At 38.7% G+C, this 17,523-nt stretch carries 10 protein-coding genes; all 10 read right to left on the bottom strand.

Features of this window, described 5'->3' with window-relative positions; genetic code table 11:
- Positions 1-12: 12 nt before the first annotated feature.
- The 10 genes from JFU56_RS00115 to JFU56_RS00070 all read right to left on the bottom strand — a co-directional run bounded on the left by JFU56_RS00115 (position 13) and on the right by JFU56_RS00070 (position 17,450).
- Positions 13-1,920 carry an ABC transporter ATP-binding protein gene (locus JFU56_RS00115; protein WP_198435270.1) on the bottom strand — a complete coding sequence of 636 codons (1,908 nt, stop codon included), beginning with the start codon at positions 1,918-1,920 and terminating at the stop codon, positions 13-15.
- Between the two features lie 158 nt (positions 1,921-2,078).
- The gene (locus tag JFU56_RS00110; RefSeq protein WP_198435269.1) at positions 2,079-2,315 is read right to left on the bottom strand and encodes a glutaredoxin family protein; all 237 of its coding nucleotides are present in this window, start codon (positions 2,313-2,315) and stop codon (positions 2,079-2,081) included.
- Positions 2,315-4,447, bottom strand: coding sequence for a bifunctional 23S rRNA (guanine(2069)-N(7))-methyltransferase RlmK/23S rRNA (guanine(2445)-N(2))-methyltransferase RlmL (rlmKL, locus tag JFU56_RS00105; protein ID WP_198435268.1), 2,133 nt, complete (start codon positions 4,445-4,447; stop codon positions 2,315-2,317). Before rlmKL ends, JFU56_RS00110 begins: the two co-directional genes overlap by 1 nt.
- A 155-nt stretch (positions 4,448-4,602) precedes the next feature.
- A complete protein-coding gene (locus tag JFU56_RS00100; RefSeq protein ID WP_198435267.1) occupies positions 4,603-5,163 on the bottom strand; it encodes a cell division protein ZapC domain-containing protein in 561 nt (186 codons plus the stop codon).
- A gap of 111 nt (positions 5,164-5,274) precedes the next feature.
- Positions 5,275-6,285, bottom strand: coding sequence for a quinone-dependent dihydroorotate dehydrogenase (pyrD, locus tag JFU56_RS00095; RefSeq protein ID WP_198435266.1), 1,011 nt, complete (start codon positions 6,283-6,285; stop codon positions 5,275-5,277).
- 90 nt (positions 6,286-6,375) lie between these two features.
- A complete protein-coding gene (locus JFU56_RS00090) occupies positions 6,376-11,226 on the bottom strand; it encodes an NAD-glutamate dehydrogenase (RefSeq protein WP_198435265.1) in 4,851 nt (1,616 codons plus the stop codon).
- A 262-nt stretch (positions 11,227-11,488) separates the two neighbouring features.
- Complete coding sequence (pepN, locus tag JFU56_RS00085) at positions 11,489-14,101, bottom strand: aminopeptidase N (RefSeq protein WP_198435264.1); 2,613 nt, start codon at positions 14,099-14,101, stop codon at positions 11,489-11,491.
- 86 nt (positions 14,102-14,187) lie between these two features.
- Positions 14,188-16,188, bottom strand: coding sequence for a carboxy terminal-processing peptidase (prc, locus tag JFU56_RS00080; protein ID WP_198435263.1), 2,001 nt, complete (start codon positions 16,186-16,188; stop codon positions 14,188-14,190).
- Between the two features lie 113 nt (positions 16,189-16,301).
- Complete coding sequence (gene proQ, locus JFU56_RS00075; protein WP_198435262.1) at positions 16,302-16,934, bottom strand: RNA chaperone ProQ; 633 nt, start codon at positions 16,932-16,934, stop codon at positions 16,302-16,304.
- 204 nt (positions 16,935-17,138) lie between these two features.
- The gene (locus JFU56_RS00070; RefSeq protein ID WP_198435261.1) at positions 17,139-17,450 is read right to left on the bottom strand and encodes a YebG family protein; all 312 of its coding nucleotides are present in this window, start codon (positions 17,448-17,450) and stop codon (positions 17,139-17,141) included.
- Positions 17,451-17,523 lie beyond the last annotated feature (73 nt).

Here is a 17,523-nt window from a genome sequence, read left to right as displayed (position 1 = left end):
GTTTAGATTTCCTTAGCCTTTCATTTCTTCAAGCTCTTCCCAGCGAGCGAATGCCGTTTCTAGTTCTTGCTCTTTACCCGCAAGATTTTCTAGCATTGCTTTCGTTTCGCTTTCAGGCTTATTAAAGAATTCAGGTTGATTAATTTCAGCTTGCAACGTTTCAACTAGTTCTTCCAGTTGTTCCATTTTTGCAGGCAATTTTTCAAGCTCAACTTGCATATTGTAAGGCAGTTTTTTTGCCTTCGCAGTCTTAGCTGGTTTAGCTTGTTTAACAGGTGCTTCTACAACAGGTTTAGCCTTTGGCTTTGCTGACATAGATATTGTATTTGCTTGTTGATTCTTAGCATCATGGTAACCACCAACAAAGTTAGTGATGTTCCCTTCACCATCAAACATCCAGCAACTTTCAACTGTGTTATCGATAAAGTTACGATCATGGCTTACTAATAATAACGTACCCTGATAATTGGCAAGTAATTCTTCTAAAAGTTCCAATGTTTCGATATCTAAATCATTGGTTGGTTCATCCATAATCAAAAGATTAGATGGTTTTAGGAATAATTTAGCTAATAATAGACGGTTACGTTCACCACCAGACAATACCTTTACCGGAGTACGAGCACGTTGTGGATGGAATAAGAAGTCTTGTAAGTAACCGAGTGCATGACGTGGCTTACCATTAACAACAACTTCTTGTTTACCATCAGCTAGATTATCGATTACTGTTTTTTCAAGATCTAATTCTGTACGGTGTTGGTCGAAGTAAGATACTTCCAACTTAGTACCACATTTGATGATACCCGCTTGTGGTTGTAACTCTTCAAGCAATAACTTGATTAATGTACTCTTACCACAACCATTTGGACCAACAAATGCAATTTTATCGCCGCGCATAATGTTAAAGGTAAAATCTTTAACAATTTGCTTGTTTTCGAAACCGTAAGATACGTCTTCGCCTTCAAAGATACGTTTACCTGAACGTGATGTTTCATCAACTGTAATTTTCGCTTTACCTTGTACGTTCAAGCGTTCGCTACGTTCGTTACGCATTTCTTTCAGTGCTTTAACGCGACCTTCGTTACGTGTACGACGGGCTTTAACGCCTTGACGGATCCACACTTCTTCTTGCGCTAAACGTTTATCGAATAATGCATTTTGTTCGTCTTCTACACGGAGTGCCTCTTCTTTACCTACTAGATATTCATCATAGTTACCAGGGAAAGACATCAAGTTACCACGGTCAATATCAATAATACGTGTTGCCATAGATCGAATGAAACTTCTATCATGGCTTACGAAAATGATTGTACCGGCGAAGTCTTTTAAGAACTCTTCTAACCAAAGGATTGATTCGATATCCAAGTGGTTCGTTGGTTCGTCTAATAATAGCAGATCAGGCTTGCTTGCAAGTGCACGAGCTAGCGCAGCACGGCGTAACCAACCACCCGACAAATCATCAAGCATCATATCAGCGTCTAAATCTAAACGTGTCAGTACTTGTTCGATGTTTTGCTCAAACTCCCAACCGTTACGGTTATCAAGTTCTTCTTGTAGACGCATTAATTTGTTTAATGCTTTCTCACTGTAATCTTCACCTACAAGGATCGCTTGGTGATGGTAGTCTTTTAGCACTTGACCGATGTCAGCTAAACCACCCGCAACAAAATCAAAAATTGTAACGCCACTTACTTTCGGTGGATCTTGCTCTAAACGAGATACAACAGCATCTTGTTCAATACGCAATACGCCATCATCAAGTTGGATTTCGCCGCCAATAACTTTCATCATTGTCGATTTACCAGCACCATTACGACCCACAAGACATACGCGTTCTTTGCGTTCGAATACAGCATCGGCATGGTTTAATAGCGGTAGGTCGCCAAAGGCAAGACAAGCATTTTGTAACGTGATAACAGCCACGGTAATTCCTTAATAAAATAATTTATTGTTTCTGTATTGAAATTCAAATCGAAGAAACAAGCAGTTAGTTAGATTCTAACATAAAGTTGTAAAATAGAAAAAATCCGAGCTTAACAATCACGGTGTAATTGAAAATAACTCGGATTTAATCAAATAAATCAGTCTTGGTTGATAAAATAAGCTAATTCTGTCACATCAAAAGGCCAACCAATTTCCTTTTCAGTCTCACAATCCCTAATCACAGGAATACGAATACCATAACGGGCTATGTCAGCCTCGTCGTGAATGATTTCAATTTGTGTCATGTCGTTTACTAAGTCCAGAGCAATAACCTGCTCCCAAGCCTGTTCACATAAATGACAACCTTCTGTTGTGTAGAACGCGAATCTAGTCATTAGCCCACTCGTGTTACAAGCCAGCAATTATTGATGTTCTTATTACGAGCGAAATCTTTAGAACGATTTTGTTCAGTAATATTTTTTGCTTTTAAGCCTAGTTTCTCTAATGCTTCAGTGTCTAATTTAAAGTTACGTTTATTATTAGAGAATACAATCTCACCACGCGCAGAAAGAATATTTTCTAACCAAGTGAATAATTGTATGTGATCACGTTCAACATCAAAGCTATCTTCCATACGCTTTGAATTTGAGAATGTTGGCGGATCAATAAAGATAAGGTCGAACTTGTCTTCACAACGTGCTAACCATGATAAGCAATCAGCTTGCACAACTTCATGCTTGCGCATACTGATGTTGTTTAATTCAAAATTACGCTTAGCCCAGTCAAGGTAAGTATTTGACATGTCTACAGTAACAGATGATTCAGCACCACCTAAAATTGCGTGCACACTTGCACTACCAGTGTATGAGAATAGGTTTAAGAAACGCTTACCTGCACTCATTTTACCTAGCATTTGACGCGTTAAACGGTGATCAATAAATAGACCTGTATCTAAGTAGTCTTTCATGTTCACTTCAAATTGAGCGCCATATTCACTTACTGTGAACACTGACTTAACTTGTTGTAGTTTTTCGTATTGGTTACTGCCTTTCTGCTTCTGACGTACTTTCAATACTAACTTGTTAGGATCGATTCCGGTAACATCGAGCGTTACAGCAACAATATCCATAATACGTTGCTTGGCTTTTTGCTCAGGTACATCTTTTGGTGCTTGATATTCTTGAACTACAATCCAATCGTCATACAGATCGATTGCTGCATTGTAGTTAGGTAAATCAGCGTCATATAAACGGTAGCAGTTAATATTTTCTTTTTTAGCCCATTTTGATAACAGCTTGATGTTCTTCTTCAAGCGGTTACGGAATTCTTCCGCAAAGCCTGGCGTCATCTGTGTTTCAACGTGTGCTTTAACTTGACGTGCTACTGATGAGATTTGATAAAGTTTAAGGAAACACTCAAGGCCACCATTAAACAGTTTATATTGCTTGTTAGCACGCATGCCTAAACGAGATAATAAATCAGGGTTTGATGAGAAGAATGCAACATTCCAGCCAGAGAACTCACTCTTTAATCGCTCACCTAGTACTTGGTGTAGTACGATCAATTCAGGCTGTTCACCCATACGCTCACCATAAGGAGGGTTACAAATTAATGTGCCTTCACTGGTAAAGTCGTTCACTAGGTTTTTAGCGTCACCCGCTTCTAATTCAATCACATGTTCTAGACCCGCTGCACGCACGTTGGCTTTTGCTTGGTCAAGTACACGCCAGCTTTTATCAAAGCCGTATACTTTTAGGTCGGTATTCGCAATGTTTTTACGTGCTTGATATTTAGCTTGTGCAACTAATTCTTCCCAACCTGATTGATCGAAATCATTTAGCTGCTGGAAACAGTAACGTGAACGTAAGATACCTGCAGGTACTTTAAGCGCCATTAATGCGGCTTCGATAAGCAGCGTTGCAGACCCACACATAGGATCAACTAATAAACCATCAGTGTAGCCACTACGTTTAATGATTGCAGCTGCTAAGTTTTCTTTAAGTGGTGCTGCGCCGGTTCCTTGACGATAACCACGCTGGTGTAAACCATTACCACATAAATCAAGAGACAGTGTCGCTTCTTCACGACGGATGTGTAAGTGAATACGCACATCAGGGTCATTCTTAGCTACGTTTGGACGGTCGCTCATGCTTTTAGTGAAACGGTCAACAATACCATCCTTCACTTTCAACGCGCCAAACTGAGTATCACGGATACTGTCATTTGTACCAGAACAAGAAACAGCAAACGTTTTATCAAGATCAAAAATCTTTTCCCAATGCATGCCGCTTACCGCAAGGTAAAGGTCTAACACATCGAAAATTTTGAATGTTTTTAATTGCAAGGTCACTCGAGATGCTAAGCGGCTCCACAGACAAATTTTATACGCTGTTAATTGAGTAGATTTAAATGCGACACCAGCCATTGTTTCACGGCAGTCTTGTGCGCCAAGTTCAATTAGCTCTTCTTTAAGTAGAAGTTCTAAACCCTTAGGGGAAGAAGCAAAATAAGTGTTGAGTTTAGTCAATTTGAAAGCCTATATTATTTCGAGATACTTTCTAGTCAAAAAGAAAGTAAGCAATGTGATTATTAATGGGCGCGAATTATACCACGCAGCCTTATAGTCGCATAGTCATGTTGGGGAAATTCTTAGATAAACGGGGGGTTTATTGCTAGATTATGTTACGCCAAGATCTGAACGTAGGAAAATGAATCATCTGTTAATTGATTTGTTACAGCTTGTTGCAGTTGTACGCGATCGTTCATTACGCGGATCACATCAAATTTGACTAACGTCTTCATGTCAGACAGCTTTATCGAATCTTCTAATAACATGCAAGTCGATACTCGATCATCAGCTTCAAGTACTACAAATTGGACTTGAGTACCGCGCAAAGACAGAGTGATGATATCTCCGGTACTAAACGATGATTCTAAATTTGTATAATCAAAGAACCAGCTTTGAGGCATTTTTACTTTTTGAAAGCGAAGATTAGTCACCGCATTTAGCGCTATTTGCACTTTTTCAGGCACACTAAAAGCTAAATCTTTGAGTGCCTCTAAGAAATAGTAATAGTAACTTGAATCTTCTGCGCAAAAGTTAATCCGTCCTTTGCACAAATTATTCATGTTGCGTTTATCTAAATGGCAAGACATTGCAAGTCCATCCGATAATTGAATAACGATGAATTGACCTGCGCAGTCATATTGCCAATACCACTTATTGCTTGGTTCTAGTAACATCCTGATACCAGTAATGTAATTAACTATCGACCAGTGTAACTACACCAGTTGCATAAGTAAATAGGTATAACAGAAAAACAGACTAAAACCAAGCGTAATTTTACAATGTTTTTACAATGTTTTTACAATGTTTTTAACTAATTTAGGACCTTTATAGATAAAACCACTATATACCTGTACTAAATCCGCGCCAGCAATGAATTTTTCTTTTGCTGCTACAGCGGAATCAATACCACCTACACCGATAATAGGTAATTGACCATCAAGCAATACAGCCAGCTTACGTACAATTTCAGTACTGGCATGTTGTACTGGGCGTCCACTCAAACCACCCGCTTCACTCGCGTGCGGCATATCGTGTACTAAAGTTCTATCTAATGTCGTGTTTGTTGCGATCACACCATCCATTTTGTACTTAACTAAAGACTCTGCAACTTGCGCTAGTTCATCATCTGTTAAATCAGGTGCTATCTTCACTGCTAAAGGTACATATTTCTCATGTTTTTTTGTCAACTCAGATTGGCGCTCTTTAAGGCAGCTTAATAGGCTATCCAAAGCTTCACCATATTGTAGCGTACGTAACCCAGGCGTATTTGGTGATGAGATGTTAATAGTGATATAAGAAGCGTGTTGGTAAACCTTATCCATACAAATAAGGTAATCATCGTTACCCTTTTCTATTGGCGTGTCTTTATTCTTACCAATATTGATGCCTAAGATACCTTTATAATTGGCCGCTTTCACGTTTTCAACCAGCGCATCGACACCTGCGTTATTGAAGCCCATACGGTTAATGATCGCTTCAGCTTCAGTGATACGGAAGATACGCGGCTTTTCGTTACCGTCTTGTGGACGCGGTGTAACGGTACCAACTTCAATGAAACCAAAGCCCATTGCAGCAAAGGCATCAATACACTCGCCATTTTTATCAAGACCAGCAGCTAAACCAACAGGGTTATCAAATGTGAGTCCCATTACGGTCACTGGTTTACTTGGTAATTTCTGCGCATATAAGCAACTTAAAGGAGTAGAACCCGTTAATTTTAACCCTTTGATTGTCATTTCATGCACTACTTCTGGGTCTTGCATAAAGAAAAATTCACGTGCAATACGATATAACATTTTCTATTCCTCATAAAAAAGCACTGTATCAACAGTGCTTCATAATTAAATCATTTTAATTGAGTGCCTACGCAAACATTAACTTACTTGTTAGCTCGCATTTCTGCAGCTTAACTGAAGTAAATTCAATTCTCGTAATGCAACTGAGAATTTAGCAAATTCATGCGAAGAGCTCATATTAAAATCAGCCAACATTTGCAGCCAACGAACAACAAGCGTGTCGTTATCAGATAACCATTCGTCAATGATTATATCGCACTTACCTGTTGATGAACAAGTAGATAACACCACTGATGTTAAGCTACGTTGTTGCAGGGCTAGTTCTTCACGGAAAGCGGCTCTTGCAAGTGCTTGCCAATGGTTAGCAACCGGCTGCAAGTTAATTTGATGCATGAAGTCGTGTAACTGTAGTTTGTTACCTAACGAGAAGAACACTGATTGTACTAATGACATTGGTACTTGATGTTGCTGACATACATCAGCAATATCGAATACCGAGAACAAAGTGTTCTGATGTACAATCTCGTTGGCAATGTCTGCAGGTACTGAATTTTCAATCAATGCATTTATACGTTTGCTTTGTTTTTCTTTGTCAGCATCAACCAGTACTTGCTCGGTATTTTCTTTCATACCGTTGTAGATAGGTTTGTAAAAAGCAATCGTATCCGAAATACTCTTGTTACGGTCACGGTAACGTACTAACCAGCAAGACGCACGACGAATATAGCGACGGCTTTCAAATAACATATCAAGTTGTGTTGCAGAATCAACCTCGTTATCCAAGCCAGTTACTACGTCCCACATGTTTTCCATGCCAATAACATGTTTCGCAATAACAAAACATTTAGCAATTTCAACAACGCTTGAGCCAGTTTCATCTTGCATACGGCCAACAAAGTTAAGGCCCATGTCATTAATGATTTCATTAGCAAGACGTGTTGCAATGATTTCATTTCTAAGTGGGTGATCTTGCATTTGCGCTTTGTACTTATCTTGTAACAACTGCGGGAAAGCAGTGATAAGTAATTCCGACAAGAATTCATCTTCGAAGACTTCAGGACAATTAAGCTGCTCTTTCAATTGCATTTTTGCGTATGCAAGTAATACAGCTAATTCAGGGCGTGTTAGGCCTTCGTTTTTAGCCAGACGTTCAGCCAATTCGTCTTCACTTGGTAAGAATTCAAGTTGACGATTTAACTTGCCGTTACGTTCAAGCATTTGTATGAAACGGATTTGTTCTTTTAACTGTTCAGCGGCACGAGTTTCAGTCACAGAAACAGATAGCGTTTGCTTGTATGCATTATTCAATACAATTTCAGATACTTCATCTGTCATTGAATACAATAATTCATTACGTTGCTTACGCGTCAAATCACCGTTACTCACGATGCTGTTCAGCAAGATCTTAATGTTAACTTCATTATCTGAGCAATCTACCCCGCCCACATTATCAATAAAGTCACTGTTGATACGACCGCCATTTTTACCGTATTCAATACGGCCTAGCTGTGTACAACCTAAGTTACCACCTTCACCAACAATCTTAACGTTTAGCTCACTACCGTTAATACGTACGTGGTCATTGGCACGATCACCTACATCATTGTTGGTTTCAGACTCAGCTTTAACATAAGTACCAATACCGCCATTCCATAATAAATCGGCTTGAGACGTTAAGATCGCTTTGATTAAATCAGTTGGGGTCATTAATGATACTTTCGTACCTAACAATTTCTTAATTTCAGGCGTTAGCGTGATCGCTTTTGCTGAGCGTAGAAAGATACCGCTGCCTTTAGACATAATTGAACGGTCATAATCAGACCAGCTTGAGCGTGGAAGATTAAATAAACGATCACGTTCAGCATAACTTGTTGCACAATCAGGGGTCGGATCGATGAAGATATGCATGTGGTTAAATGCAGCAACTAACTTGGTGCTCTTTGATAACAACATACCGTTACCAAATACATCACCAGCCATGTCACCAACAGCAATACAAGTAAACTCTTCTTCCTGGCAGTTAATGCCCATTTCACGGAAGTGACGTTTAACAGATTCCCATGCGCCTTTTGCTGTAATGCCCATTTTTTTATGGTCATAACCAACAGAGCCACCTGATGCAAATGCATCACCTAACCAGAAGTTATATTCATCACTGATTTCATTAGCGATATCAGAGAATGTAGCTGTACCTTTATCCGCAGCAACAACTAAGTACGAGTCATCTTCATCGTAGAAACGTACGTTCGTAGGATGAACAAGTTCACCGTCAACAATGTTATCAGTGATATCAAGTAAACCACGGATAAACGTACGATAACATTCTTTACCTATGCTGAATGCTTCATCACGGCTGTGGTTAGGCTGAATTTGTTTACAAACAAAACCACCTTTAGCACCAACAGGGACAATTACCGTATTTTTAACTTGCTGCGCTTTAACAAGGCCAAGTACTTCAGTACGGAAATCTTCACGACGATCTGACCAACGTAAACCACCACGAGCAACTTTACCACCACGTAAATGCACACCTTCTACTTGAGGTGAATACACAAACACTTCAAATTTTGGTAGAGGTAACGGCATATCAGGGATCAGCGATGACTCAAACTTGAATGAGATATAGGCTTTACTTTGATCTGCAGTTTTTAAGCGTGAATCGACTTGATAGAAATTGGTACGTGATGTCGCTGTAATAAGGTCGATAAAGCGACGAATAATACGGTCATCATCCAAGTTATTAACTTGTTCTAACTTGGTTTCAAAATTAGCAATAATATCAAGGCTATCTATTTCGCCCTGGTCCATAGCAAACTTTTGGTGGAAATAGCAGTATAGGCTATTCGCTAATTCAGGTAATGACGCTAATGTATTCTCGATGTATGCTTGGCTGAAATTATTACCAATTTGACGCATGTATTTAGCATACGAACGCAGTACTGAGATTTGACGGCCAGATAAGTTAGTTTTAAGAACTAACTTATTAAAACCATCATTTTCTAAGCGATTTTCCCATACTTGATGGAAGGTAGACATAAAGTCTGCACTACGCTCTGTCGTATCAAGTACATTATCACCTGTATAAAGCATGGTGAAATCAAGTACCCAATATACAGTACCGTCAGCTGTTTTAACTTTAAACGGTGTTTCGCCAAGTACTTTTAATCCCATATTTTCTAACATAGGTAATACATCTGACAAATGGATTGGCTGATCTTTATGGAACAATTTTAAGCGTACGTGGTTAGAGTCATGTTGCTCTTCTTGCGCACGGTAGAAAATCATTTCAAGTTTATGTTCAGTCGATAGTGTTTCTAATTTGATAATATCTGCAACAGCAGAATTAGGTAACACGTACTCTTTATATGATTGTGGGAAAGCAAGGATGTATTTCTCAGAAAGAGAACGGCCTTTTTCTTCACCATAGTGACTCACGATCGCAGTTTTAAGCTTATCATTCCACGACTTAGCCGCTTCAGTTAAGTTCTGCTCGATTTCAGCTAGGTTTACGTTTACTTCTTTTACATTCTGATCAACGTGTACAAGATATTGTGTTCTAGCCATATTACCTTCAGAGAAATAGGTATTAAATTCAACTTCTTTATCACTGCCTAGATAGTCAGCTAATACTTGCTGGGTCTTTTCACGTAACTGCGTGTTGTAACGCTCCTTCGTCACGTACACCATGCAAGAATAATAACGACCGAATAAGTCTTTACGTACAAACAATTTAACTTGATCGCGATCCTGCATGTGCAAAACACCCAAAGCACAATGCAGAATATCTGCTTCGCTCGATTGAATGAGTTCGTCACGTGGATACGTTTCTAAAATGTTTAATAGCGCTTTGTAAGAATGGTTTACCGGGTTATAACCTGAAGCTTCTAGTACACGTTTTATCTTATCGCTGATTAGCGGAATGTCGATCGCACTGCTGTTATAAATAGATGACGCGTATAAACCAATGAAACGCTCTTCACCAATCACATTATTGTTATCATCGAACAATTTAATGCCAACGTAATCAATGTTTGCCGGTCTGTGAACGCGTGATTGCGCATCACTCTTCGTCAGAATAAGGGTATTCTTCGACAACACTTCACTTTTCGCATCTGCTGATAAATTAGCAAGACCATAACCTTGATTATTGATCGAGTTTTTCATGATACCCAAACTTGAATTGCAGTCTGGTGTGATAACATAATCACCTTTCACAGGCTCGATATCATAATGACGGTAACCCAGTAATGTGAAGTTATGATCGCTTAACCACAATAAAAACTTAAGCGTATCGGTATAGTCGATACCTTTCTTGTTCGATTTTTTAGACAACTGATCAATCACAGAAAGTAATTTATCTTGCATTGGTGACCAGTCATTAACTGCTAACGCAATTTCATTTAATACAGAAGTGATTTCTGCACTAATCGCATCTAATTTACTGCTCTCTGTTTGGCGGTCAATTTCAATTAAAAATACCGTTTCTGACGTGAAATTTTTGGCATTCTTAGGGTTTGTTAAAATTTTGTTTACACGACCGCTATCATCTCGCTTCAAAGCAATTGGCTGATGTAACATCAAATGTGAAATTACGCCAAGTCGAGATAATGCCATCATGACTGATTCAGTTAGGAAAGGTGAATCAGCTACAATGATTTCAACAATCGTGTGTGTTGATTGCCAACCATTAAGGCTAATTTCAGGATTGTAAACACAAATATCTGGACCGTCATTACTGCTACTGTTTAATCTGTTCCACAAGCTAATTGCAGCACAATACAGATCGCTATCACTACGCGAAGAGAGATCTTCCTGCCTCATTCCAGCATATAATGCAGTGACAAACTGCTCGACTAATGTATTGCTTTTCGCATCTACTTTGGTCTTTACAAGGCTGATTACGTTTTCCAGTAACACGGGAATAGGCGTTTTATTCAACATACTAGCAATCCTTTAAATCTTGGTTTATTAAGTCTAGCTAAAAAAGTAACTTATGAGGTGTTTCAAGCGGGCATTCTAACATTAAAATTTGTAATAAAAATGCTACAGAGGCAACAAGATAGAAAGATAAATGCAGGTTTTTAAGAATAAAACCTTGATATATATCTAATGGTGGGCATAAGACGCCAAAATTGGTCTAAATACCCACTTAAAATAAAACAAACGTTTAACTAAAATGTTAAATTGTTTGCATAAAATGAGATTAAGCTAAAGCACGATCTATCTTTTCGAACAGATCGGCGGCTAAAGCATCAAGTTCGCTTAATCTAATCAATTGCGCTTTCATTAGCGCTTGGCGTGCTGAATCAAATTTCTTAAATTCAATAAGCGGCGTGATTAATCGCGATGCAACTTGCGGGTTACTGCTGTTTAACTGGCATAATATATCCGTTAAGAAAATATAACCACTACCGTCAATCGCATGGAAGGCTTTGGTATTAAGCGCAGAAAAACTACCTATTAATGAACGTGTTCGATTAGGGTTAGCTAAAGAGAAGCTTCCATGTTCGAGGGTTTCTTTAACGACAGCTAGGCAATTGTAACTTGGACTAACACCTATTTGTGCAAACCATTTATCCATCACTAAACCGTCATGAGACCACGTTGTTTCAAAGGCTGACATAATTGTTTTAAAGCAAGGCAATTGCGCTTTGTTTGCAGCACTTATTGCCCCCATCGTATCGGTCATATTATCCGACTGTTCAAATTGCTTTAATACCAATTCATTAACATCAGCCACATCCGCTAATGCAATATACTCAAGACATACATTTTTTAATGAACGCAATGCAATATGATCGTGCTCTATTTCATAATCACGTTTTGGCATATTCGCATAAATCGCACTGCATATTGGCGCTACACTAGCCGCAATTTGAGTCTTAATAAACCCAGTAACAGTTAACAAAGTATCAACATCTACTTCATCAAATAAACCCATTAAGCTGTTTGTTGACGGGAATTGCAGCATTTCGGCTTTTAATGCTGGGTCTAATTGCTCATTAGCAAGGAGATCACGGAAAGCTTGTCCGAACACGGCAGGTAATTCATGTGCTTGCTTATCACGAACACGGCCTACATTTTCAACAACATGCTTATTAATCAATAATTGTGATGCATCCCAACGGGCAAAATCGTTAGTTGCATGCACCATGAGCATAGCAAGTTGTTCATTACTGTATGCGTAATTAAGTTTAACTGGCGCCGAGAACTCTCTAAATAGACTTGGTACAGGTGCTGACGTTACATTGTCGAACACAAAGTCTTGTTGTTTTTCAGTGAGGTTCAACACGTGATGTACAGGTTTACCTGCAAATGTCAGCACTAATGGGTTGCCCTGCGCATCCAGCAATTCAATATCAACTGGAATATGCAGTATTTTTTTTACTTTTTGATCGGCAGTACTTGGGATGTGCTGTTGCATTGATAAAGTATAAACTTTTGTTTCAGCATTATAATGGTCGGTCACGGTCACACTTGGTGTACCCGATTGCGAATACCAGTTTTTAAACAAGGTCAAATCAATACCTGAAGCATCTTGCATTGAAGCAACAAAGTCATCGCACGTAACCGCTTGGCCATCATGACGCTTGAAATATAAATCCATACCAGCACGGAAATTAGATTCACCTAATAGCGTATGGATCATACGAATAACTTCAGCACCTTTATTATAAACAGTAGCCGTATAAAAGTTATTCATTTCGATAACAGAAGCTGGGCGAATAGGATGTGCCATTGGGCCCGCATCTTCAGGGAACTGCGCAGAACGTAACACTTTCACGTTTTGAATACGGTTCACTGCACGAGAGCCAAGATCAGAACTGAATTCTTGGTCACGGAATACCGTTAAGCCTTCTTTCAAACTTAACTGGAACCAATCACGACAAGTAATGCGATTACCCGTCCAGTTATGGAAATATTCATGACCGATTACCGCCTCGATACCTAAATAATCAACGTCTGTTGCACTTGCAGCATCAGCTAACACATATTTAGAATTAAAAACGTTAAGGCCTTTATTCTCCATTGCGCCCATATTGAAGAAGTCAACGGCCACAATCATATAAACATCAAGGTCATACTCTAATCCGAAACGGTCTTCATCCCACTTCATCGATTTTTTAAGTGATTCCACCGCATGATGGCCACGTGATAAATTGCCTTTATCAACAAATAACTCTAACTTCACATCACGGCCAGACGTTGTAATGTAGTTATCTCTTAACACATCAAAATCACCAGCAACTAATGCAAATAAATACGCTGGTTTTGGATACGGATCACGCCATTGCACCCAATGTTGACCATTTTCCAAGTCACCGCTATCAACACAATTCCCGTTAGATAATAGATATGGGAAAGCTGCTTTGTCTGCAGTGATCTTTGTACTAAATACGGCGAGGACATCTGGACGATCAAGATAATAAGTGATCTTGCGGAAACCTTCTGACTCACATTGAGTACAAAAGGCATCAGCCGATTTATATAAGCCTTCCAAGCTAGTGTTTTCTTGCGGGTTTACTTCAGTTTCGATGATAAGCACACATTCAGAAGGCAAATCAGAAATGATCAGTTGATTATCTTTAACCAAATAATTATCAATGGGATGACCATCTATTGATACGGCAAGTAACCTGAGGTCTACACCATCTAATACAAGCGGATCATTGTGGCTACCACTGCGACGAACTTTATTAATAGCAACAATTTTAGTTTTACTATCATTGAGATTAAAATCCAGATCGATATTATCAATGAAGTAATTTGGTGCGGTATAGTCTTTTAAATGTTTCGCATTAGGCTTAACTGTCATTTATAGTCCTAATCTATCCACGGATAGAGACGTAAAATACTGAAAAAGTGCAGCATCCTGCTGCACTTGGAGTAAAATAGAGGGGGTTAGCTAGATTTGCTTAAATCAATCGCTATATTGGCTGCTTCTAATAGGAAGGCATCATCAAACTCAAAGTCCTCAGGTTTATCATCAAATGATTTAACCTCAGGTAATTCTTTACGAACGAGGCGCTCGTTCAAACGTTTCAAACGAATTGCTTCATTTTCTTCACGCTCTTTGATGCGCACAGACTCTTTTAAAGAAATTGTTTTACTATCAAGTTCCTGTTTATATTTAATAATATCTTCTTGGATATAACTAAACTCAGGATTAACGGCAACTCGCTTTTGATGATCTTCAGCTAACAAGTTAACCGATGATTGTAGCGCTAATGATTGTTGATAGCTTGCTTTACGGATCTGATCCCAAGCTAGCGCATTATCTTCAATCGATTCGCCCGTATCTTCTGGGTTAACAGCTGATGGGAAAGCAATATCAGGTAATACACCACGTAACTGTGTACTACCACCATTGATACGATAGAATTTTGAAATAGTGTATTGCACGCTACCAATTGGTTTATCATACAAATCATATAAACGAGCTAAGGTTCTATGCTGTTGCACAGTGCCTTTACCAAATGTCTGTTCACCAACAACCAGTGCGCGACCATAATCTTGTAATGCTGCAGCAAAGATTTCTGACGCAGATGCGCTATAGCGGTTCACTAATACAACTAACGGACCATCGTAAAGGGTCTTACCATCACGATCTTCTAATACATTAATTTTATTTCGGGCATCACGTACTTGTACTGTTGGGCCGTCATCAAAGAATAAACCTGAAAGTGAGTTTGCTTCTTTTAACGCACCACCACCATTATCACGTAAATCAATAATGATAGAGCTTACTGAATCTTTCTTCAGCTTATCCAGTTCTGTTAGTACATTTTTAGTTAAGCCATCGTAGAAACTTGGTATCTCGATAACACCAACCTTCTCGCCCTCAACATCGATCACTTTCGATTTTGCAGCGCGATCTTCTAAACGTACTTTATCACGCACAATTTCGACGATTTTATGTTTTGCACTTGCACCTTCACCACGTACGATTTCGAGACGGACTTTAGTGCCTTTAGGCCCTTTAATCTTATCGACAACGTCATCAAGACGCCAACCAACGATATCAACAATCGTGTTATCGTCCTGTGCTACACCAACTATTTTATCTTCGGCTTTTAATTCTTTGGTCGAATCAGCAGGCCCGCCAGCAACTAAAGAGCGAATAACGGTATAATCATCAATCGTCTGTAATACTGCGCCAATACCTTCTAATGACAGATTCATCTCTGTTTTAAAACGGTCGGCATTACGTGGAGATAAATAAGATGTATGCGGTTCGATACTGCGAGCATAAGAGTTCATTAATGTTTGGAAAACATCTTCACTCTGAGTCTGTTTTAAACGTTTTATTGCGCTATCATAACGTTTATGCAGTAATTCTTTAATCTCAGGCCAGTCTTTACCGGTTAATTTTAAATTAAGTGCTTCATATTTAACTTTTTGACGCCAAAGCTCATTGAGATCTTCAGTTGTCTTTGCCCATTCAGATTCCGATGTATCGAAATAATATTCATCATCAGTATCAAATTTTATTTCTGTTTCAAGCAAGGTTAGTGCATAAGCAAATCTTTCATAACGGCGTTGTAGACCGACAGTATAAATATCATAAGCAGGCGCAAGACGACCTTGACGGAAATCGTTTTTAAATGACAGAGCATACTTGTTAAAGCTATCTATATCGCTCTGTAAAAAAATGGTGCGATAAGCGTCAAGTTGCTTTAGATAACGGTCGAATACTTCGACAGCAAAAGTGTCATCAAAATCGACTGATTTATAGTGAGAGCGTGTAAAAAGATTAACAAGACGTTTACTGGCTTCAGAATGCTGAGCTTCTTGTTTTAATGTGGGGAGTTCTTGAATCGAAACAGTGGGTTCAAATGCATGCGCATGTATGGCTAATAGTACCGAAGCACTGATAAAAGTTCGTGTTAAAACTTTTTTCATTAAAAATCCTTTTGAGAATAAGTAACGCTAAATTAATAATAGTCAAGTATTAGCCATTTTTCATATGTTTAGCTAATACTCGACTACTAAAAATTCAGAACACTCTTATTGCTTTATACAAAAAGGTGCTCTCTTTTTACTTTTAGAGAAAGTCCTGATAGTAATTGAACTTGAACACCATCTTTAGATACTTCAACGATAGTTGCTTGTACCGGTGCTTTACCAACTACAACTTTGACAGCTTGACCAGATTTAAGTTCCGCTTCATTTACTGGGCGTTCAACTTGAATTGTAGGTTTTTGTTCTGCTTTAGGAGCAGATTTTTTAACTACTTTTTTAGGCGCTCGTTTTACAGCAGGCTTTTTCTTTTCAGCGTTAGCCTTCTGTTCTGCATTTTTCTTATTACGTTCAGCGAAGAATTTAGTTTTGCTTTCTTCAAGTGTTTTTTGTGCATGCTCAATGTGCTCTGCATCTAAAACACCTGCTTCGTTGCCATCTAAGTCAACTCGTACAGCATCTTTTTTAGCGCCGTGAAGGTAACGCCAGCTTGCAGTATACTGACGAAGAGCCGTACGTAACAATGTTTTACTAACTTTAGAGTCTTCTTTTAGACGCTCAGCCAGATCTTGAAAAATGCCAATTTTTAGCGGTTTAGCTTCGCCTTTTGCAGTGAAACATTTCGGGAATATTTCTACCAAATAAGCGATAACTTCTTTGCTATTTTTTAGCTTTTCAATGTTTTCCATGAATGACCTTAAATTACTTCTAATTGTTCAGATATAACAAAACGTATTGTTGCTATATCGCATGTATAAAATTTATCGTTATTATAGAGCCATTGCAATTAATTGCTATCTTTAATCCAACCACTTCACCCCAAAAGGTGTTAAAAAATAACTATTCCGGTGATTTTTTAGACGTTCACAAACAATAATTAAGCGGATGGAAGGTTAGGCAGCTTCTTTTTCTACTGTGTTTTTTGGCGTTTTTTTAGCTTTAGCTGTCTTTTCTTGAGTCTCTACAGCTGCTTTTAATTGCCCGCCTTTCAAAAGAACCTGCAATGAAGCGCTATTTTGAGCAAGGTATAACGCTAACTCTTCAGCAAGACGATCATCAATTTCAAGTGGAGATGTACTTATAAAATCAGTTAGGCCATCAGCAACATCTAACATTTTGTCATATGCATCGGCTTCTTTTTTACTTGTAGACGTCATTTTTTCCACACCATTTCGTTCCACTACATATTTTACTATTACGGCCATGAACCTATCCCCTGGATACACTGTATATTATGACAGTGTATTTAGTATTACCTATTAATTCAAGTGACTGTTC

The organism is Moritella sp. F3, assembly GCF_015082335.1.
Classification (GTDB): Bacteria; Pseudomonadota; Gammaproteobacteria; order Enterobacterales; family Moritellaceae; genus Moritella.
This window is presented reverse-complemented; position numbering and strand designations above follow the sequence as displayed.

What these genes read in the sequence shown, in the direction of transcription:
- JFU56_RS00110 (WP_198435269.1), bottom strand. Translation starts at nt 2,315, where the DNA reads ATGACTAGATTCGCGTTCTACACAACAGAAGGTTGTCATTTATGTGAA.
- JFU56_RS00100 (WP_198435267.1), bottom strand. Translation starts at nt 5,163, where the DNA reads ATGTTACTAGAACCAAGCAATAAGTGGTATTGGCAATATGACTGCGCA.
- pyrD (WP_198435266.1), bottom strand. Translation starts at nt 6,285, where the DNA reads ATGTTATATCGTATTGCACGTGAATTTTTCTTTATGCAAGACCCAGAA.
- JFU56_RS00090 (WP_198435265.1), bottom strand. Translation starts at nt 11,226, where the DNA reads ATGTTGAATAAAACGCCTATTCCCGTGTTACTGGAAAACGTAATCAGC.
- pepN (WP_198435264.1), bottom strand. Translation starts at nt 14,101, where the DNA reads ATGACAGTTAAGCCTAATGCGAAACATTTAAAAGACTATACCGCACCA.
- prc (WP_198435263.1), bottom strand. Translation starts at nt 16,188, where the DNA reads ATGAAAAAAGTTTTAACACGAACTTTTATCAGTGCTTCGGTACTATTA.
- proQ (WP_198435262.1), bottom strand. Translation starts at nt 16,934, where the DNA reads ATGGAAAACATTGAAAAGCTAAAAAATAGCAAAGAAGTTATCGCTTAT.
- JFU56_RS00070 (WP_198435261.1), bottom strand. Translation starts at nt 17,450, where the DNA reads ATGGCCGTAATAGTAAAATATGTAGTGGAACGAAATGGTGTGGAAAAA.